This is a genomic window from Burkholderia anthinoferrum (assembly GCF_002925705.1).
GTDB lineage: Bacteria > Pseudomonadota > Gammaproteobacteria > Burkholderiales > Burkholderiaceae > Burkholderia > Burkholderia semiarida.
On record NZ_LFZP01000041.1, the window covers coordinates 104,926 to 122,658 of the forward strand.

Below are 17,733 nucleotides of genomic sequence, written 5' to 3' on the forward strand. Positions count from 1 at the left end.
GGCATGCGACCGGATCGCGCGATGCTGCTTGTCGAAAATGTGCCGGTCAGGCAGCACGGCAACGGGTTCGGTATCGTGACCGTGTCGGCGCCGCAACCGCTGCCGGCGCGCCAGGCCTCCGTGACGCTGTGGGACGAGATTCCACCGCCGCCCCAGTTGCCGATGCCGGCACCGCAACCGGGCAACATGCAGCATGCGATGGGAGGCAACGCGCGAAGCAATACGCATCCCTGATCATTTTCCGTCTAAATTCAATTAGGATTGCGTATCGAATCGACGATCCGGTCGGACGGGATGCCATCGACCGGAACCGGTATCGCCAATCTCGCGACGCAAAATGTTTTGGTGCTCCGTCCCCCGGCGGGCACTCTTTTTATTCGGACGGCCGCCGTGATGCGGGCATCCCGCGTCGCGGCGCACCGCGCAACACACGCCGATGCCCACGCGGGCAGGCGGAATCCGGCGCGCGCCGCCGTTCCGGTAAAATCGGCCCATTGCATGTTCCCTCTTCCCCGACCTTCATGACGACGTTGACCCTGATCGTCGCGCGTGCCCGCAACGGCATCATCGGCCGCGACAACCAGTTGCCCTGGAAACTTCCCGAGGATCTCGCGTTCTTCAAGCGCACGACGATGGGCGCGCCGATCGTGATGGGCCGCAAGACCCACGAGTCGATCGGCCGGCCGCTGCCCGGCCGCCGCAACATCGTCGTCACGCGCGACGCCACGCGCCGTTTCGAAGGCTGCGACACGGTCACGTCGCTCGCCGACGCGCTGGCGCTCGCCGCGCGCGACGGCGCGCCCGAGGCATTCCTGATCGGCGGCGCGCAACTCTATGCGGAAGGTCTCGCGTTCGCCGACAAGCTGGTCATCACCGAGATCGATGCCGACTTCGACGGCGACGCGTCGTTCCCGGCGCCTCACGCCGCGCACTGGCAGGAAGTCTCGCGCGACGCGCATCAGGCTGCCGCGCCGAACTCGTTCGGCTATGCGTTCGTCGTCTACACACGCAAGCGCGGCTGACGCCTTCTTCCGCACGATGAAAAAACCCGACCGGCTCACGCCGGTCGGGTTTTCGTTGACTGTTGTCGGCCTGCGCCGCGCGCGGCTTACTGCCCCGCGATCGTCATCTGCTCGATCAGCACCGAGCCGGTTTCCTTCGTACCGCGCACGATCGAATCCGCACCGATCGCGACGATATGACGGAACATCTCCTGCAGCGTGCTGGCGACGGTGATTTCCTCGACCGGATACTGGATCACGCCGTTCTCCACCCAGAAACCCGCCGCGCCGCGCGAATAGTCGCCCGTCACGTAGTTCACGCCCTGCCCCATCAGCTCGGTCAGCAGCAGGCCCGTACCGAGCTTCTTCAGCATCGCGTCGAAGTCGTCGCCCGCCTGCGTGTTCGAGCTGCGCAGCGCGAGGTTGTGCGAGCCGCCCGCGTTGCCGGTCGTTTGCGTGCCGAGCTTGCGCGCCGAATAGGTCGACAGGAAGTAGCCCTCCACGACGCCGTCCTTCACGACGCTGCGCGCACGCGTGCGCACGCCTTCCTCGTCGAACGGCGCGCTGCCCATCGCGCGCGGCACGTGCGGATCCTCGACGACCTGGATGTGCGGCGCGAACACCGGCTTGCCGAGGCTGTCGACGAGGAACGACGTCTTGCGGTACAGCGCGCCGCCGCTCACCGCCTGCACGAATGCGCCGAGCAGGCCGGCCGCGAGCGGCGCCTCGAACAGCACGGGCACCTTGCGCGTGTCGAGACGGCGCGCGCCCATCCGCGCGAGCGCGCGTTCGGCCGCGTAGCGGCCCACCGCTTCGGGCGCGGCGAGATCGATCGCGCTGCGCTTCGACGAATACCAGTCGTCGCGCTGCATGTGACGGCCGCTGCCCGCGATCGGTGCGCACGCAATGTAGTGGCGCGAGTACGGGTAGCCGGCGAGGAAGCCGCGCGACGTCGCGAGCACGAACTGCGAGTGCTGCGCCGACACGCTCGCGCCTTCCGAATTGCGAATCTGCGGGCTGACCGCGAACGCGGCGTCTTCCGCGCGGCGCGCGAGCTCGACGGCCTCGTCGGCGCTCAGCGCCCACGGATGGTACAGATCGAGGTCGCGCGGGTCGGTTTCGAGCAGCTCGGCTTCGGCAAGGCCGGCCGCTTCGTCCTCGGCCGTGAAGCGCGCGATGTTGTAGGCGGCGGCGACGGTATCCTTGATCGCGGCCGGCGAGAAGTCCGACGTGCTCGCGTTGCCGCGCTTCTTGCCGATGAACACGGTGACGCCGACCATCTTGTCGCGGTTGTGCTCGATCGTTTCGACTTCGCCGCGGCGCACCGACACCGACAGGCCGTCGCCCTCGGAGATTTCGGTCGCGGCGTCCGTCGCGCCGAGCGCCTTCGCATGGCGAAGGATGTCCGATGCGATTTCCTTGAGCTGGTCCTGCGTGTGCGGGAAATAGCGCGCTTGTACGTCGAGATTGGCTGCCATCGTCTTGGTATCCGGTGGCGGGCGGGCGCCCGCATGGTCAAAATGTTGCGTATCCCGCGATCATAGCAAGGTCCGGGGCCGCGCACAGACAAGCTTGGGGTGTCCGCGCCGCGATACAATGCGGCCCATGACACGCAAAACCCGAATCCAGCCGATCGAACCTGCCGTCGAGGACGACGACCATGGCTACGATCGCCCCAGCAAATCCCAGTTGAAGCGCGAAATGCACGCGCTGCAGGAACTCGGCCAGGCGCTCGTCGACCTGCCGAAGGATGCGCTCAAGCGCATGCCGATGCCCGAGGACCTCGCGGACGCCGTGCGCGAGGCGCGCCGGATCACCGATCACGAAGGCAAGCGCCGCCAGCTTCAGTACGTCGGCCGCGTGATGCGCTCGCTGACCGACGACGAAACGGCCGCGCTGCGCACCGCGCTCGACGCGCAACGCGGCGTGAACAAGGCCGCCACCGCCCGCCTGCACTGGATCGAGCGCACGCGCGAGCAACTGCTCGCGAGCGACGACGCGCTGACCGAATTCCTGCGCCAGCACCCCGACGCCGACATCCAGGAAGGCCGCACGCTGATCCGCAACGCGCGCAAGGAAGCGCAGCAAGGCAAGCCGCCGCGCTATTTCCGCGAGCTGTTCCAATGGATCAAGGCCGCGGGCGGCGCATCCGACAGCGACGACGAAGCGGCCGACGACGCCGGAGACGACCATGACGACGAAGCGTAACCATCCGGACGAGCTCGTGGTCGGCCTCGTGTCGATCAGCGACCGCGCGAGCACGGGGGTTTACGAAGACAAGGGCATCCCGGCGCTGCAGGAATGGCTCGCCGGCGCGCTGGTTTCGCCGTGGCGCGCCGAGACGCGCCTGATCCAGGACGACGCACCGACGATCTCGGCCACGCTCGCCGAACTGGTCGACGTCGCCGGCTGCGACCTCGTGCTGACGACGGGCGGCACGGGCCCCGCGCGCCGCGACGTGACGCCGGAAGCCACGCTGGCCGCGGCGACGAAGGAAATGCCGGGATTCGGCGAACAGATGCGGCAGATCAGCCTGAATTTCGTGCCGACCGCGATCCTGTCGCGGCAGGTCGCCGTGATCCGCGAAACGGCCGACCATGCGGCGCTGATCATCAACCTGCCCGGCCAGCCGAAGTCGATCCGGGAAACGCTGGAAGGGCTGCGCGACGCCGACGGCAACTCGACCGTGCCCGGCATCTTCGCCGCGGTGCCCTACTGCATCGACCTGATCGGCGGCCCGTATATCGAGACCGACGCCGCGGTGGTCGCGGCGTTCCGGCCGAAAAGCGCGCGGCGCTGAGCGTTTGCCGCGTGCCGGCCTGCTCAGACGGCCGGCACGGAATCGCCTGCCGGCGCCGAGGCGGCCGGAATCAGGAAATGCTCGCGGTAGTACTTCAGCTCGTCGATCGACTCGTGGATATCGGCGAGCGCCGTGTGCATCGCCCGCTTCTGAAAACCCTTGTAGATGGCCGGCTGCCAGCGGCGGCACAGCTCCTTGAGCGTACTGACGTCGAGATTGCGGTAGTGGAAGAACCGCTCGAATTCAGGCATCCAGCGCGCCATGAAGCGGCGGTCCTGGCAAATCGAGTTGCCGCACATCGGCGACTTGCCCGGCGACACGTACTGCGCGAGGAACGCCTGCAGTTGCGCGGCGGCTTCCGCCTCGGTCACGGTCGATGCGCGCACGCGGTCGATCAGCCCCGAACGGCCGTGCGTCGACTTGTTCCAGTCGTCCATCTTCGCGAGCGTCTCGTCGCTCTGGTGGATCGCGAACACCGGGCCCTCGACCGCGATGTCGAGCGTGGAATTGGTCACGACGACCGCGATCTCGATGATGCGGTCGTTATCCGGGTCGAGGCCCGTCATTTCCATGTCGAGCCAGACGAGGTTCAACTCGTTGCGCACGAGCGCGGGCTGGCTGGCGGAAGCGGCGGTATCGGTCATGATTCATCCTGGAAAATGGCGGACCGGGCGCGCCGATGCGGCGCCGCCCGGGCGGCCGGCATCGCGTGAGCGGGGCCGGTCCGCAAGAACATATAATTCTCGCATAGAACCCTTTGGCGCCTTCGATGTCACCCTTTTCGTTCACCCTGCTGTTCGCGATCGCCGTACTCGCGATGGTCGTCACCAAGCTGTGGCTCGCGTCGCGGCAGATCCGCTTCGTCGCCGCGCACCGCAACGGCGTGCCCGCGCAGTTCAGCGCCACCATCCCGCTGACCGCCCACCAGCGCGCGGCCGACTACACGGTCGAGCGCACCCGGCTGACGATGTTCGAGATCGTCGTCAGCGCGGCCGTGCTGGTCGGCCTCACGCTGCTCGGCGGCGTCGGCGCGCTCGACACGCTGCTGACCGGCTGGCTCGGCCGCGGCTACGGGCAGCAGGTCGCCCTCGTCGCCGCGGTGCTCGTGATCACGGGCGTGATCGACGTCCCGTTCGAGTACTACCGCCAGTTCGGCATCGAGCAGCGTTTCGGCTTCAACCGGATGACGAAGCGGCTGTTCTTCACCGACATGCTGAAAAACACGTTGCTCGGCGCCGTGCTCGGCCTGCCGCTGCTGTTCGTCGTGCTGTGGCTGATGAACCAGGCCGGCCACCTGTGGTGGCTGTGGACCTGGATCGTGTGGGTCGCGTTCCAGATGCTCGTGCTGCTGATCTACCCGACCTTCATCGCGCCGCTCTTCAACAAGTTCGAGCCGCTGAAGGACGATGCGCTGCGCGCGCGTATCGAGTCGCTGATGAAGCGCTGCGGCTTCGCGGCCAAGGGCCTGTTCGTGATGGATGGCAGCCGCCGCTCCGCGCACGGCAACGCGTACTTCACGGGTTTCGGCGCATCGAAGCGGATCGTGTTCTTCGACACGCTGCTCGCGCGCCTGTCCGGCCAGGAGATCGAAGCCGTGCTTGCGCACGAACTCGGCCACTTCAAGCGCCGCCACGTGATGAAGCGGATGCTCGTGTCGTTCGTGCTGAGCCTCGTGCTGCTCGCGCTGCTCGGCTGGCTCGCGCAACGCACGTGGTTCTATACGGGGCTCGGCGTCACGCCGTCGCTCGACACCAGCAACGCGGGCGCCGCGCTCGTCCTGTTCTTCCTCGCGATTCCCGTGTTCCTGTTCTTCGCGACGCCGTTCAGCAGCCTCACGTCGCGCAAGCACGAATTCGAGGCCGACGCGTTCGCGGCCAGCCAGACCGACGCGCAGGATCTCGTCAGCGCGCTCGTGAAACTCTACGAAGACAACGCGTCGACGCTCACGCCCGACCCCGTCTACACCGCTTTCTATTACTCGCATCCGCCCGCGTCGCAGCGGATCGACCGCCTGCTGCAGCACGCATGAGCCGGCCGACCTCCCGCAAGCCGGCCGCGCGCGCGTCGGGCGCGCAACGGGCCGAAGGCCGCGTGATCGCGGCGCACGGCCGCCACTACATCGTCGCCCCCGACGACGGCGGCCCGATGCTGCAATGCTTCCCGCGCGGCAAGAAGAGCGACATCGCGGTCGGCGACCGCGTCGCGTACGAACTCGCGTCGGCCGACCAGGGCGTGATCGTCGAGATCGGCGAACGGCGCAACCTGCTGTACCGCTCCGACCAGTTCAAGTCGAAGCTGTTCGCGGCGAACCTCGACCAGTTGCTGATCGTGCTCGCGACCGAGCCCTATTTCAGCGAGGATCTGCTCGGCCGCGCGCTGATCGCGGCCGAAGCGAACGAACTGAAGCCGCTCGTCGTGCTGAACAAGATCGACGTCGAGGCCGCGCTGCCGGTCGCGCGCGAGCGCCTCGCGCCGTACCGCGCGCTCGGCTACGACGTGCTCGAGCTGTCGGTGAAGGGCGCGCCGGACGACGCACGTGCACAACTGATGCCGCACCTCGCCGGGCATTCGACGATCCTGCTCGGCCAGTCCGGGATGGGCAAATCGACGCTCGTGAACCTGCTCGTGCCCGACGCCGAAGCCGCGACCCGCGAGATTTCGGCCGCGCTCAACAGCGGCCGTCACACGACGACGTTCACGCGCCTGTACCCGCTGGAAGGCGGCGGTGCGCTGATCGATTCGCCGGGCTTCCAGGAATTCGGCCTCTACCACCTGACCGAAGGCCGTCTCGAGCGCGCGTTTCCGGAATTCCGGCCGTTGCTCGCGGACTGCCGTTTCTATAATTGTCATCATCTGCACGAGCCCGGCTGCGCGATCCTCGAAGCCGTCGCCGACGGCCGTATCGCGCCGTCGCGGCACGCGCTGTACGCGCAACTCGTGCACGAGGCGAGCCAGATCGTCCGCTGATCGCGCGACGTGCACGACGGCCGGCCGGCGCCACGCCGGCCTTCATCGACAGGAGCCGCGATGCGTTTCAAGGCACCCGACCTCGCGACCGCGCAGCATTGGGCCAACGTGCTCCAGGTGGCCGGCATCGGTTGCGAGCTGCACAACTGCTACGCGACCGGCGCGCTCGGCGGCCTGCCCGCCGACGCGTGCACGCCCGAGCTGTGGCTCGACGACGAACGCGACGATGCACTGGCCCGCCGGCTGCTCGATGCCGCGTCGCACGGCCCGTCGGCCGGCGCGGCACCGTGGCGCTGCCGGCAGTGCGGCGAAGCGCTCGAAGCGCAATTCACCGCGTGCTGGCAATGCGGCGCCGTGCGCGACCCGCTCGACGACTGAACGCACTGCGCCGACCCACAGCAAAAAGGCCGGCATCCAGCCGGCCTTTGTCTTTCATCGGGTACTGCGCTGCGCCGTCACGACACCCAGACGGCGAGCGTCAGCATCAGCAGCAGGATCATCCACAGGATCACCGCGCGCCACACGAGGCCGACTGCCGACTGCAGCGTGCGCGGCGTGCAATCGTCACCAACCGTCAACGGACCGCTGTCGCCGACCGCCAGCGCATCGAGGCTCGACGGTTCCGCGAGCGGCCCGGCGAGACGCGCACCGAGCGCCCCGCTGCCGGCCGCCAGCAGCACGCCGTCGTTCGGGTCGGGCCACTGGCGCGTATGGTTGCGCCATGCATAGATCGCATCCTCGAAATTGCCGACGATCGCGAAGCCGAGCGCCGTCAGTCGGGACGGAATCCAGTCGATCACGAAGAACGCGCGCTGCGCGAACGTCGAGAACGCGGCCGTGCGATCGTCGCCCGGCGTCGACCAGCTGCGCGCGAGGTATTCGGAAATCCGGTACAACACGGCGCCGGCCGGACCGATCGGCAGCACGTACCAGAAGAACACGCCGAAGACGTGCCGATGCGACGCGACGACCGCATGGATCAGCGTATGGCGGACGATTTCGCCGACCGGCATGTCGACCGTGTCGATACCCGTCCACTCATGCAGGATTTCGCGCGCGCGCGGCACGTCGTCGTTGTTGAGCGCGAGATGGATATCGGTGAAGTAGTGGCTGAACTGACGGAAGCCGAGCGTGAAATACACGACGACGACGTTCCATATGAACGCGAGCACGAAGCTCACCTTGTACAACAGGAAATAGACCAGCGCGACGATCAGCACCCACGGCAGCACGACCGCGAGCCATGCGAGGAGCCCGTGCTTCTGCTTGCCGGCGTCGAGGCCATGCGCGACGGTTTCCGCATGAAACTGGAACAGCGCGAACACCGGATTGCTCGGCGACAACGCGCGGACCTGTTCGATGATGAGGGCGAGGAGAACCGAAAAGAAAGTCATGCGTGGCGCCGTCTTCGGAGTTATGTCATTTTTTGCATAACGATAGCACAGCGTCAGCCGCGCATGGCTGCCGGCGCGGTCGCCGGGCAGCCGCTCGCGCGCGCCGGCCGGCGCGCCCGCCTAGCCGGCGGCCAAGAAGCGATACAGATTGCGAAACATGGCGGCAGTTGCGCCCCAGATGAAGTATTGCCCGCCCGCTTCGCCGTTCGGGTAAGGCATGGCAAAAAAACGACGCTCGCCGCCTTCCCACCGAAACACGCGGACCTGATGGTTCGCGGGATTCATCAAGAACGCGAGCGGCACTTCGAAAATCTCGGCGACTTCGAACGTGTCGGCCTGCACGGTGAACGGCGGATGCACGAGGCTGACGACCGGTGTCACGCAGAAGCCCGTGCCGGTCAGGTAGTCGGGCAGCACGCCGAGAATCTCGACGCGTTCGGCGGCCAGCCCGATCTCCTCTTTCGCCTCGCGCAACGCGGTGGCGGTCGCGTCTCGATCGAACGGCTCGCGACGGCCGCCCGGAAAGCTGATCTGTCCGGCATGGTCGTTCAGGTGATCGGCGCGCTGCGTCAGCAGTACGGTGAGGCCCGTCTCGCGTGCGACGAGCGGCATGAGAACGGCCGCACTGCGCGGATCGACGCCTTCCTGCAGCTTCGCCTCGCCGGGCTCGACGCTCCATTCGAGCGTGCGTGCGAAACGTTCGCGCAGGCCGGACGGCGTCATCAGCCGGGAATCGATGACAGGCAGGCCGGCGCCGGTGCCTTCGACCGGCAATACTTCGGGATCGATGATGGGGCGCCGATTCAATGGAGCTCTCGGGTTCGTGTCGTATCGAGCATATTGTCGCGCCAGAATGAAAAAAGCACCCGGTTGGGTGCTTTTTCCTTACAGCTCTTACTCTTGGGAAGCTGCTGCGGCGCGATCCTTCGACACCAGCTTTTCCTTGATACGAGCCGACTTGCCCGAACGCTCGCGCAGGTAGTACAGCTTCGCACGACGCACGTCACCGCGACGCTTCACGACGATGCTTGCCAGCAGCGGCGAGTACGTCTGGAACGTACGCTCGACGCCTTCACCCGACGAGATCTTGCGAACGATGAAGTTCGAGTTCAGGCCACGGTTGCGCTTCGCGATGACGACGCCTTCGTAAGCCTGAACGCGCTTGCGGTTACCTTCAACCACGTTCACGTTCACGATCACCGTGTCGCCCGGGGCGAAATCGGGGATCGTCTTGCCGGCGAGCGCGCGCTCGATCTCTTCCTGCTCAAGTTTTGCGATCAGATTCATTACTGACTCCTTATGCCATCGTGTCGGCGTTCGTACCCGCCTGCTTCCAGGCTCGGCCCCGATAGAGGATGGATTCACATCAGGCGCCGCACACGCATGTACGGCACCGCCAATTCCCGCCCGCGCAGCCGCCTCAGGAGGCGTCCTTCGCTTCGCGTGCGAGGTTCGCAAGCCACGCCTCGTCGGCCCGGCTCAACAACTTCTCGCGGCGCGCCCGGGCGATCAGGTCCGGGCGCTTCCGCAACGTATTCCTCAATGCTTCCTGACGCCGCCACTTCTCGATCTCGGCATGATGCCCGCCGAGCAGCACGTCCGGCACGCGCACGCCCTCGTATTCCTCGGGCCGCGTGTAGTGCGGACAATCGAGCAGGCCGTCGGCGAAGCTGTCCTGCACGGCCGACAGCGAATCGTTCAGCACGCCGGGCAGCAGCCGCACGACTGCATCCATCAGCGCCATCGCCGGCAGTTCGCCGCCCGACAGCACGAAATCGCCGAGGCTGATTTCCTCGTCGACGTAACGATCCAGCAAGCGCTGGTCGATCGCTTCGTAGCGGCCACACAGCACGACGACGCCGGGTTCCTGCGCCATCCGCACCGCACGATCATGCGTGAGCGGCGCGCCTTGCGGCGACATCATCACGACGCGCGTGCTCGCGATGCCCTGCTCCGCCTGCGCCGCTTTCGCGGCGTCGATCGCGGCTTCGAGCGGCCTGGCCAGCATCACCATGCCCGGACCGCCGCCGTACGGACGATCGTCGACCGTGCGGTAGTTGTCCGTCGTGAAATCACGCGGGTTCCAGGTGCGCAACCCGAAGCGCCCCTGCTTCACGGCCCGGCTGGTGATTCCCCAGTCGGTCAGCGCGCGGAACATCTCGGGAAAGAGCGTGACGACGTCGAACTGCACCGCGCGCTCGGTAACCTGGTTCATTTCAGTAATCGGCTTCCCAGTCGACGACGATGCGACGCGCCGCCTGATCCACCGTTTTGACGTAGACGCCGACGAACGGAATCAACCGCTCGTCGGTGGTCGGCTGACCGTCTTTGCCGGTCGCCGGATACTCGACACGCATGATCGAATGCACGCCGTTGTCGATCATCCCGCTCACCTTCCCGAGCGCCACCGATTGCTCGTTGACGACGTCGAGACCGATCAGGTCGACCCAATAGAATTCGTCCGCGGCCAGTGCCGGGAAATCTTCCCGGCGCACGAACACGCGAAAGCCGCGCATGGACAGCGCGGCATCGCGGTCGCTGACGCCCGCGGGTTGCGCAACGACAGTGTCGCTGTGCGTCTTCGACTGCATGATGCGGACGGAAAGCCGCTCCGCACCGCGTTCCAGCCACCAGCGACGCGCGTTGAGCAGCGCGTCGCCACCGCGACCGGCATCGGCATGCGTCGCCACCTTGATCCAGCCTTTCAGGCCGTAGGCGTCGACCACCGCCCCGACCTCGACGGCATCGTCAGGCCAGGCTTGCGTCGCTTCGGGACTGCCTTGTTCGGCAGCCTGACCGGCGTTCGCGACCGTGTCGCGCTCGACCGGCTTGCGGACGAATGCGCCAAATGACGCACGCCCGCGCCTTGCATTACCGGAATCGTGACCCGCCATCAATGCACCTCACAGCCGGCACGACCGGCACACCGTGCCATGTCAGGCAGCCGGTTGCGCCTTTTGCGCTTCCTTCACGAGACGCTGGACGGTCGGCGACAGTTGCGCGCCAACGCCTTGCCAGTACGTCAGGCGATCCTGAGCGATACGCAGCGATTCGCCCTTCGTGGCGACCGGGTTGTAGAAGCCGACGCGCTCGATGAAGCGGCCGTCACGACGGTTGCGCGAATCGGTAGCAACGATGTTGTAGAACGGGCGCTTCTTCGAGCCGCCACGAGCCAGACGGATGATAACCATATGATGTCCTTCGGGAAAACCGGGTTCGAAACTACTGAAACACGCGATTATAGCCGGAAAGCAGAGGTACAACAAACACTTACGCGTAAAAATCCGCGGACGGCCCGTCCAGCAGGCATACAATCGGCGTGTCCACGACGCTCCCGACCGTCATGCCGCCCTTTCGCGCCGCCCCCGCGCGCCGCGCGCAGCACCGATTCGCGGCGCTGCTTGCCGGCCTTGCCTGCCTCGTCTCCCTACCGGCGTTTGCCGCGCCGTTGCCGGTGAACGAACTCGTCGTGCCGCCCGGCTTCCACGTGGAAGTGCTGACGGACGCAGTGCCGGCCGCGCGCGAAATGGCGTGGTCGCCACGCGGCATTCTGTATGTCGGCACGCGGGAAGGCCGAGTCCATGCCTTCGTGATGCACGAGGGTCGGATCACCGCGCGCTACGTGATCGCGTCCGGACTCGATATGCCAGTTGGCGTCGCCTATCGCGATGGCGCTCTCTATATATCCGCCGTGTCGCGTATCCTGCGCGTCGACCGTATCGACGACCGGCTCGCCAGACCGCCCGCCCCCGTCGTCGTGACCGACGCGCTGCCGACCGACCACCATCACGGCTGGAAATTCATCGCGTTCGGCCCCGATGGCAAGCTCTACGTACCGACCGGCGCGCCGTGCAATGCCTGCCTCGCCGATCGCAGCCGCTACGCGATCATTGCGCGAATGAACGCCGACGGCAGTGGGCGCGAAGTGTTCGCCCGCGGCATACGCAATACGGTCGGCTTTGCATGGCACCCCGATTCGGGGGAGCTGTGGTTCACCGACAACGGGCGCGACATGATGGGCGACGACGTACCCGACGACGAGCTGAACCGTGCGCCGCGCGCCGGCCTCGACTTCGGCTTTCCATACTGCCACGGCGGCGATACGCCCGACCCCGAATTCGGCAGCGCCGACGTCTGCCGCCGTTATGTACCACCCGTCCTGAAACTCGGCGCACACGTGGCGGCGCTCGGCATGCGCTTCTACACCGGATCGATGTTTCCGGCGTCGTATCGAAATAGTGTCTTCATCGCCGAACACGGCTCGTGGAACCGCAGCACGAAGGTCGGCTACCGCGTGATGCGCGTGGTCGCCCCCGCGGACGGCAGCCACGCACGTCAGACGCCGTTCATCGCCGGCTGGCTGCGGCCCGACGGCACGGTATGGGGACGCCCGGCCGACGTACTGCCGCTGCCGGACGGTTCGTTGCTCGTCAGCGACGATTACGCGGGCGCGATCTATCGCGTGACTTATGCGGCACCTTGACGCAGCCGAGGGGTGACCGGGCCCGACCGGCATCGTAGAATGCGTGCCGGGCCGTGCGCCCGCGCCGGCTTGCCGGCCGCCCAAGCCAACGACAATACGCCGCCATCCATGTCCAGCAGCACCGCATCGCCCCGCCGCTTCCGCTCCAAGACGCTTACCGCCGCCCTCGCGTTCCTGCTCGGATCGCTCGGTGCGCACCGCTTCTATCTGTACGGCTTTCGCGACGTGTACGGCTGGGCCCACCTGCTCGCGACGATCGTCGGCATCCCGGGCTTCCTGCTGCTCGCGGCAACCCAGCGCAGCGCCGGCCTCGGCTGGTGGCTCGCGGTGCCCGGCGCAATCTCGCTGCTGGCGGCGTTCCTCGCCGCCCTCGTCTACGGGCTGCGCCCCGACGAAAAATGGGATGCGCAATTCAATGCGGACACCGGCAAGCACAGCCAGTCGGGCTGGACCGTGATCTTCGTCGTGATTTTCTCGCTGCTGATCGGCGCGTTCCTGCTGATGACCGCACTCGCGCTGTCGTTCCAGACGTACTTCGAATCGCAGGTCCAAGCGGCCAAGCAGATTTCGCAGTAAGGCCCGGCCAGCACGATCGATACGGGACACCGGCGACTACGTTGCTCGTCGGTCAGAACAGGCTCAACTGGATGTCGTCGCGCGACTTCGCGCCGGCTGCTCGAACCGCGACAGGCGGCGCCGACACCCCAGCGACCGGCGCGCCGCGGAATCGCGACAGATCCAGAATGCCGTTCGTGCGCTCGTTCAGCCCGAGCCGCTTGACGGCCTGACGGAAGCGTTGCCGCAACAGGTCGGCCCAGATCCCCTCGCCCTTCATCCGTTTCGAGAAGTCCGAATCGTAATCCTTGCCGCCGCGCATGTCGCGCACGCGGTTCATCACGCGCTCCGCACGATCGGGAAAATGCGCGGCAAGCCACTGCTTGAACAGCGGCGCGACCTCCCACGGCAATCTCAGGATGATGTAGCTCGCATGCGTCGCACCGGCTTCCGCGCAGGCTTCGAGCACGCGCTCCATGTCTGGCTCGGTGACGAACGGAATCACCGGTGCAATGCTCACGCCGACCGGCACACCCGCATCGCGTAGCGCCCGGATCGTGCGCAACCGCCGCGCCGGGGTGGCCGCGCGCGGCTCGAGCGTGCGCGCGAGCTCGGCATCGAGCGTCGTGATCGTGACCGCCGCCATCACCTGCCCGCGTTCGGCCATCGGCGCGAGCAGGTCGAGATCGCGCTCGATCAGCGACGATTTCGTGATCGCCGCGAACGGCAGCCCGCGATCGTGCATCACCTGGATCACGCTGCGCGTGATGCGCAGGTCGCGTTCGACCGGCTGGTACGCATCGGTGTTGACGCCGAGCGCGATCGGCTCGGGCACGTAGCGCTTGCGCGAAATCTCGCGCTCGAGCAGTTCGGCCGCGTTCACCTTCGCGTAGATGCGGCTTTCGAAATCGAGCCCCGGCGACAGCCCGAGATAGCTGTGCGTCGGCCGCGCGAAGCAGTAGATGCAACCGTGCTCGCAGCCGCGATACGGATTGAGCGACACGCTGAACGGAATGTCGGGCGACTGGTTGTGCGTGAGGATGCTCTTCGCCCGCTCCTCGAAGACCTGCGTGCGCAGCGGCACGGGGAAATCGGCATCGTCGGACTCGTGCGTCCAGCCGTCGTCGACCGCTTCGCGCTGCGCGATTTCATACCGCCCCTGCAGGTTGTCGACCGCACCGCGCCCCTTGCGGGGCACGGGCGGCGCTACCGGAAATTCGTTGTCGGACCGATCGTCCATGTGCCCACCCATTCGCCTGCGCCCAATACTGTACATTTATACAGTATTGGGCGCAGCATGCCAAGAGCGGGATAAAGGGCCCGACGGCCGGCCGCCGGTGCGTCACTCGCCGACGGCGATCGTCAGCGTTTCCTTGATTTCCTCCATTACGACATAGCTCTTCGACTGCACGGCGCCCGGCAACTGCAGCAGGATGTCGCCGAGCAGCTTGCGGTAGTCGGCCATCTCGCCGATTCGCGCCTTGATCAGGTAGTCGAAATCGCCGGAGACGAGATGACATTCGAGCACCTCGTCGATCTTCATCACTTCCCGGCGGAATTGCTCGAACATGTTGCCGCCCTTGTGGCCGAGCGTGATCTCGACGAACACCAGCAGCGCGGCGCCCAATTGCCCCGGGTCGACCCGCGCGTGATAGCCGGTGATCACGCCGTCGCGCTCCATGCGCCGCACGCGCTCGATGCACGGCGTGACGGTCAGTCCGACCTGTTCCGCGAGGTCTTTCATCGCCATCCGGCCGTCGTCCTGGAGCAGTTTCAGGATGCGCCGGTCGAGCTTGTCGAGCGAGCGTACGGGCTGACGTTGCGTTCTCATTTGTTTATGCTGAAAACCAGAAAAATACAATAACAAAAACTGCACATTCGACAATACCATAGCGCAAAAAACTAGATCAGCTAGAGGTAACACGGAGCCGCGGGTGCGCCCGGCCTCGACCTGATTCCTTCCATCTGGAGCAGCTATGCGAGTCGTCATTCTGGGCAGCGGTGTGGTGGGCGTGGCAAGCGCGTATTACCTCGCGCGCGCCGGCCACGAAGTCACGGTGATCGACCGGGAAGCCGGCCCGGCGCTGGAGACGAGCTTCGCGAATGCAGGCCAGATCTCGCCCGGCTATGCGGCGCCGTGGGCCGCGCCCGGCGTGCCGCTGAAGGCCGTCAAGTGGATGTTCGAAAAGCACGCGCCGCTCGCGATCCGCCTCGACGGCACGCGCTTCCAGCTCCAGTGGATGGTCCAGATGCTGCGCAACTGCACGGCCGAGCGCTATGCGGTGAACAAGAGCCGCATGGTCCGTCTCGCCGAATACAGCCGCGATTGCCTGCAGGCGCTGCGCGCCGATACCGGCATCCAGTACGAAGGCCGCACGGGCGGCACGCTGCAACTGTTCCGCACGCAGCAGCAGCTCGACGGCGCGGCGAAGGACATCGCCGTGCTGCAGGAAGCGAACGTGCCGTTCGAACTGCTGTCGCCGGCCGAGCTGAAAAAAGCCGAGCCGGCGCTCGCCGCCGTCTCGCACAAGCTGACGGGCGGCCTGCGCCTGCCGGGCGACGAAACCGGCGATTGCCAGTTGTTCACGACGCGCCTCGCCGCGCTCGCCGAATCGCTCGGCGTGAAGTTCCGCTACAACACGCCGATCGATGCGCTCGCGATCGCGGGCGGCAAGATCGCCGGCGTGCAATGCGGCAGCGAGACGGTGCGTGCCGACGCGTACGTCGTCGCGCTGGGCTCGTACTCGACGCGCTTCATCTCGAACCTGATGAAGATTCCCGTCTATCCGCTCAAGGGCTATTCGATCACCGCGCCGATCGTCGACGAAGCCGCCGCGCCGGTGTCGACCGTGCTCGACGAAACCTACAAGATCGCGATCACGCGCTTCGACCAGCGCATCCGCGTCGGCGGGATGGCGGAAATCGTGGGCTTCGACAAGACGCTGCGCGCCGCACGCCGCGAAACGCTCGAGATGTGCGTGAACGACCTGTTCCCGGGCGGCGGCGACACGTCGAAGGCCACGTTCTGGACGGGTCTGCGCCCGATGACGCCGGACGGCACGCCGATCGTCGGCCGCACGCCGGTGTCGAACCTGTTCCTGAACACCGGCCATGGCACGCTCGGCTGGACGATGTCGTGCGGCTCTGGCCAACTGCTCGCGGACCTGATCTCGGGCAAGATGCCGGCGATCCAGGCCGACGACCTGTCGGTGCATCGTTACCTGAAGGACGCGCCCGGCCAAGCGCGCCCGGCCTACGCGTAAATCGGAACGGCCCGCGGCGAGGCGGGCCCGTTGCATCGACGAGAAAAGCGCCCTTGGGCGCTTTTCCCGTTTCCGTGACTGCGAGTGCGAGTGCGAGTACCGACTCGGCGCGACGCTTCAGTCAACGTGCACATGCTCCCGTCGCACGGCGAGCGAACCGACGCTGCCCGTCGGGTGTACGCGACGATATGTTCGGCACGGCACAGCACGATCGCGGATCTTCCAGGCGAACGACGCTCGCGCCGCTTCAGCCGACGACACAGCGAAAAAGGGGCGCTTATCGCGCCCCTTTTCTCGTGTGCTTACCGCTGAAGCGTCACGCCGCGTCAGCCGAGCTCGTTCACGAGCTCCGGCACGAGCGAGAACAGATCGCCGACGAGGCCGTAGTCGGCCACGCTGAAGATCGGCGCTTCGGGATCCTTGTTGATCGCGACGATCACCTTCGAATCCTTCATCCCGGCCAGATGCTGGATCGCACCCGAGATACCGACCGCGATGTACAACTGCGGCGCGACGATCTTGCCGGTCTGGCCGACCTGGTAGTCGTTCGGCACGTAGCCGGCGTCGACTGCCGCGCGCGATGCGCCGAGCGCTGCCGACAGCTTGTCGGCCAGCGGCTCCAGCACCTTCGTGTAGTTCTCGCCGCTGCCCAGACCGCGGCCGCCCGACACGATGATGCTCGCCGACGTCAGCTCCGGACGGTCCAGCTTCGTCACTTCACGGCTCACGAACTGCGACTTGCCTGCGTCGGCCGCTGCGTCGATCTTCTCGACCGCTGCGCTGCCGCCTTCCGCCGCCACCGGATCGAAACCCGTCGCACGCACCGTGATGACCTTGATCGGATCGCTCGACTGCACGGTCGCGATCGCGTTGCCCGCGTAGATCGGGCGCTCGAACGTGTCGGCCGAATCGACCGCCGTGATGTCCGAGATCTGCGCGACGTCCAGCTTCGCGGCGATGCGCGGCGCGACGTTCTTGCCGTAGGCCGTCGCCGGCGCGAGGATGTGCGAGTAGTCCTTCGCGATGTTCAGCGCGGTCGCCTCGACGTTTTCCGCCAGGCCTTCGGCCAGTTGCGGCGCGTCGGCCAGCAGCACCTTCGACACGCCCGCGATCTTCGCTGCCGCGTCGGCCGCCGCTTGCGCGTTGTGGCCCGCGACCAGCACGTGGATGTCGCCACCGATCTTCGCTGCCGCCGCCACCGTGTTCAACGTCGCGGCCTTGATCGACGCGTTGTCGTGTTCTGCAATCACCAGAATCGTCATTTCCTTGC

21 protein-coding genes are annotated in these 17,733 nt (G+C 66.5%); 10 read left to right on the plus strand and 11 right to left on the minus strand.

What is annotated here, in order from left to right; genetic code table 11:
• Positions 1-21 precede the first annotated feature (21 nt).
• Both C5F75_RS13725 and C5F75_RS13730 read left to right on the plus strand, forming a co-directional pair.
• Complete coding sequence (locus C5F75_RS13725) at positions 22-234, plus strand: hypothetical protein (RefSeq protein ID WP_226093723.1); 213 nt, start codon at positions 22-24, stop codon at positions 232-234.
• A gap of 287 nt (positions 235-521) precedes the next feature.
• Complete coding sequence (locus C5F75_RS13730) at positions 522-1,022, plus strand: dihydrofolate reductase (RefSeq protein WP_059574039.1); 501 nt, start codon at positions 522-524, stop codon at positions 1,020-1,022.
• 86 nt (positions 1,023-1,108) lie between these two features.
• Here C5F75_RS13730 and pmbA read toward each other — a convergent pair whose 3' ends face one another.
• Complete coding sequence (gene pmbA / locus C5F75_RS13735; protein WP_059574040.1) at positions 1,109-2,479, minus strand: metalloprotease PmbA; 1,371 nt, start codon at positions 2,477-2,479, stop codon at positions 1,109-1,111.
• A gap of 127 nt (positions 2,480-2,606) precedes the next feature.
• On the opposite strand from pmbA, the gene yjgA reads away from it, so the two are divergent.
• Both yjgA and mog read left to right on the plus strand, forming a co-directional pair.
• Positions 2,607-3,209 carry a ribosome biogenesis factor YjgA gene (gene yjgA, locus C5F75_RS13740; protein WP_275906232.1) on the plus strand — a complete coding sequence of 201 codons (603 nt, stop codon included), beginning with the start codon at positions 2,607-2,609 and terminating at the stop codon, positions 3,207-3,209.
• The gene (gene mog, locus C5F75_RS13745) at positions 3,193-3,801 is read left to right on the plus strand and encodes a molybdopterin adenylyltransferase (protein ID WP_081066587.1); all 609 of its coding nucleotides are present in this window, start codon (positions 3,193-3,195) and stop codon (positions 3,799-3,801) included. The genes yjgA and mog overlap by 17 nt, the downstream gene beginning before the upstream one ends.
• Before the next feature lie 23 nt (positions 3,802-3,824).
• On the opposite strand, the gene orn is transcribed toward mog, so the two are convergent.
• The gene (gene orn / locus C5F75_RS13750; RefSeq protein WP_059574042.1) at positions 3,825-4,445 is read right to left on the minus strand and encodes an oligoribonuclease; all 621 of its coding nucleotides are present in this window, start codon (positions 4,443-4,445) and stop codon (positions 3,825-3,827) included.
• A 125-nt stretch (positions 4,446-4,570) separates the two neighbouring features.
• Between orn and C5F75_RS13755 the strand changes: the two genes are divergently transcribed.
• From C5F75_RS13755 to C5F75_RS13765, 3 genes are read left to right on the plus strand one after another with little or no spacing between them, the layout of a single operon-like run.
• The gene (locus C5F75_RS13755; RefSeq protein ID WP_059574043.1) at positions 4,571-5,830 is read left to right on the plus strand and encodes a M48 family metallopeptidase; all 1,260 of its coding nucleotides are present in this window, start codon (positions 4,571-4,573) and stop codon (positions 5,828-5,830) included.
• Positions 5,827-6,768 (plus strand): ribosome small subunit-dependent GTPase A, encoded by a 942-nt coding sequence (gene rsgA / locus C5F75_RS13760; RefSeq protein ID WP_059574044.1) that lies wholly within the window; start codon positions 5,827-5,829, stop codon positions 6,766-6,768. The genes C5F75_RS13755 and rsgA overlap by 4 nt, the downstream gene beginning before the upstream one ends.
• A 60-nt stretch (positions 6,769-6,828) precedes the next feature.
• Entirely contained in the window at positions 6,829-7,146 is a 318-nt protein-coding gene (locus C5F75_RS13765; RefSeq protein ID WP_011351362.1) for a putative signal transducing protein, read from the plus strand.
• A 77-nt stretch (positions 7,147-7,223) separates the two neighbouring features.
• Here C5F75_RS13765 and C5F75_RS13770 read toward each other — a convergent pair whose 3' ends face one another.
• From C5F75_RS13770 to rpsP, 6 genes are all read right to left on the minus strand, one after another.
• Positions 7,224-8,162: a CobD/CbiB family protein gene (locus C5F75_RS13770; protein ID WP_059574045.1), complete on the minus strand. Its 939-nt coding sequence runs from the start codon at positions 8,160-8,162 to the stop codon at positions 7,224-7,226.
• Between the two features lie 120 nt (positions 8,163-8,282).
• The gene (locus C5F75_RS13775; RefSeq protein WP_059574046.1) at positions 8,283-8,969 is read right to left on the minus strand and encodes a CoA pyrophosphatase; all 687 of its coding nucleotides are present in this window, start codon (positions 8,967-8,969) and stop codon (positions 8,283-8,285) included.
• Between the two features lie 87 nt (positions 8,970-9,056).
• Complete coding sequence (gene rplS, locus C5F75_RS13780; protein WP_059574047.1) at positions 9,057-9,449, minus strand: 50S ribosomal protein L19; 393 nt, start codon at positions 9,447-9,449, stop codon at positions 9,057-9,059.
• Between the two features lie 133 nt (positions 9,450-9,582).
• Complete coding sequence (gene trmD, locus C5F75_RS13785; protein ID WP_059574048.1) at positions 9,583-10,377, minus strand: tRNA (guanosine(37)-N1)-methyltransferase TrmD; 795 nt, start codon at positions 10,375-10,377, stop codon at positions 9,583-9,585.
• A 1-nt stretch (position 10,378) separates the two neighbouring features.
• The gene (rimM, locus tag C5F75_RS13790; RefSeq protein WP_059638229.1) at positions 10,379-11,056 is read right to left on the minus strand and encodes a ribosome maturation factor RimM; all 678 of its coding nucleotides are present in this window, start codon (positions 11,054-11,056) and stop codon (positions 10,379-10,381) included.
• 42 nt (positions 11,057-11,098) lie between these two features.
• Positions 11,099-11,353, minus strand: coding sequence for a 30S ribosomal protein S16 (rpsP, locus tag C5F75_RS13795; protein ID WP_006476550.1), 255 nt, complete (start codon positions 11,351-11,353; stop codon positions 11,099-11,101).
• A gap of 152 nt (positions 11,354-11,505) precedes the next feature.
• Between rpsP and C5F75_RS13800 the strand changes: the two genes are divergently transcribed.
• Both C5F75_RS13800 and C5F75_RS13805 read left to right on the plus strand, forming a co-directional pair.
• On the plus strand, positions 11,506-12,645 hold the full coding sequence (locus C5F75_RS13800; protein ID WP_059574050.1) for a PQQ-dependent sugar dehydrogenase: 1,140 nt from the start codon (positions 11,506-11,508) through the stop codon (positions 12,643-12,645).
• Between the two features lie 108 nt (positions 12,646-12,753).
• Entirely contained in the window at positions 12,754-13,221 is a 468-nt protein-coding gene (locus C5F75_RS13805; protein ID WP_059574326.1) for an NINE protein, read from the plus strand.
• Between the two features lie 52 nt (positions 13,222-13,273).
• Here C5F75_RS13805 and C5F75_RS13810 read toward each other — a convergent pair whose 3' ends face one another.
• Positions 13,274-14,452 (minus strand): PA0069 family radical SAM protein, encoded by a 1,179-nt coding sequence (locus C5F75_RS13810; protein WP_059574051.1) that lies wholly within the window; start codon positions 14,450-14,452, stop codon positions 13,274-13,276.
• Positions 14,453-14,542: 90 nt separating this feature from the next.
• Positions 14,543-15,031: an Lrp/AsnC ligand binding domain-containing protein gene (locus C5F75_RS13815; protein WP_012492860.1), complete on the minus strand. Its 489-nt coding sequence runs from the start codon at positions 15,029-15,031 to the stop codon at positions 14,543-14,545.
• A 145-nt stretch (positions 15,032-15,176) separates the two neighbouring features.
• Here C5F75_RS13815 and C5F75_RS13820 point away from each other — a divergent pair, with 145 nt between their 5' ends.
• The gene (locus C5F75_RS13820; protein ID WP_059574052.1) at positions 15,177-16,463 is read left to right on the plus strand and encodes a D-amino acid dehydrogenase; all 1,287 of its coding nucleotides are present in this window, start codon (positions 15,177-15,179) and stop codon (positions 16,461-16,463) included.
• Positions 16,464-16,789: 326 nt separating this feature from the next.
• On the opposite strand, the gene C5F75_RS13825 is transcribed toward C5F75_RS13820, so the two are convergent.
• Positions 16,790-17,725, minus strand: coding sequence for an electron transfer flavoprotein subunit alpha/FixB family protein (locus C5F75_RS13825; RefSeq protein ID WP_059574053.1), 936 nt, complete (start codon positions 17,723-17,725; stop codon positions 16,790-16,792).
• Positions 17,726-17,733 lie beyond the last annotated feature (8 nt).

What these genes read in the sequence shown, in the direction of transcription:
- C5F75_RS13725 (WP_226093723.1), top strand. Translation starts at nt 22, where the DNA reads ATGCTGCTTGTCGAAAATGTGCCGGTCAGGCAGCACGGCAACGGGTTC.
- C5F75_RS13730 (WP_059574039.1), top strand. Translation starts at nt 522, where the DNA reads ATGACGACGTTGACCCTGATCGTCGCGCGTGCCCGCAACGGCATCATC.
- pmbA (WP_059574040.1), bottom strand. Translation starts at nt 2,479, where the DNA reads ATGGCAGCCAATCTCGACGTACAAGCGCGCTATTTCCCGCACACGCAG.
- yjgA (WP_275906232.1), top strand. Translation starts at nt 2,607, where the DNA reads ATGACACGCAAAACCCGAATCCAGCCGATCGAACCTGCCGTCGAGGAC.
- mog (WP_081066587.1), top strand. Translation starts at nt 3,193, where the DNA reads ATGACGACGAAGCGTAACCATCCGGACGAGCTCGTGGTCGGCCTCGTG.
- orn (WP_059574042.1), bottom strand. Translation starts at nt 4,445, where the DNA reads ATGACCGATACCGCCGCTTCCGCCAGCCAGCCCGCGCTCGTGCGCAAC.
- C5F75_RS13755 (WP_059574043.1), top strand. Translation starts at nt 4,571, where the DNA reads ATGTCACCCTTTTCGTTCACCCTGCTGTTCGCGATCGCCGTACTCGCG.
- rsgA (WP_059574044.1), top strand. Translation starts at nt 5,827, where the DNA reads ATGAGCCGGCCGACCTCCCGCAAGCCGGCCGCGCGCGCGTCGGGCGCG.
- C5F75_RS13765 (WP_011351362.1), top strand. Translation starts at nt 6,829, where the DNA reads ATGCGTTTCAAGGCACCCGACCTCGCGACCGCGCAGCATTGGGCCAAC.
- C5F75_RS13770 (WP_059574045.1), bottom strand. Translation starts at nt 8,162, where the DNA reads ATGACTTTCTTTTCGGTTCTCCTCGCCCTCATCATCGAACAGGTCCGC.
- rplS (WP_059574047.1), bottom strand. Translation starts at nt 9,449, where the DNA reads ATGAATCTGATCGCAAAACTTGAGCAGGAAGAGATCGAGCGCGCGCTC.
- trmD (WP_059574048.1), bottom strand. Translation starts at nt 10,377, where the DNA reads ATGAACCAGGTTACCGAGCGCGCGGTGCAGTTCGACGTCGTCACGCTC.
- rimM (WP_059638229.1), bottom strand. Translation starts at nt 11,056, where the DNA reads ATGGCGGGTCACGATTCCGGTAATGCAAGGCGCGGGCGTGCGTCATTT.
- rpsP (WP_006476550.1), bottom strand. Translation starts at nt 11,353, where the DNA reads ATGGTTATCATCCGTCTGGCTCGTGGCGGCTCGAAGAAGCGCCCGTTC.
- C5F75_RS13800 (WP_059574050.1), top strand. Translation starts at nt 11,506, where the DNA reads ATGCCGCCCTTTCGCGCCGCCCCCGCGCGCCGCGCGCAGCACCGATTC.
- C5F75_RS13805 (WP_059574326.1), top strand. Translation starts at nt 12,754, where the DNA reads ATGTCCAGCAGCACCGCATCGCCCCGCCGCTTCCGCTCCAAGACGCTT.
- C5F75_RS13810 (WP_059574051.1), bottom strand. Translation starts at nt 14,452, where the DNA reads ATGGGTGGGCACATGGACGATCGGTCCGACAACGAATTTCCGGTAGCG.
- C5F75_RS13815 (WP_012492860.1), bottom strand. Translation starts at nt 15,031, where the DNA reads ATGAGAACGCAACGTCAGCCCGTACGCTCGCTCGACAAGCTCGACCGG.
- C5F75_RS13820 (WP_059574052.1), top strand. Translation starts at nt 15,177, where the DNA reads ATGCGAGTCGTCATTCTGGGCAGCGGTGTGGTGGGCGTGGCAAGCGCG.
- C5F75_RS13825 (WP_059574053.1), bottom strand. Translation starts at nt 17,725, where the DNA reads ATGACGATTCTGGTGATTGCAGAACACGACAACGCGTCGATCAAGGCC.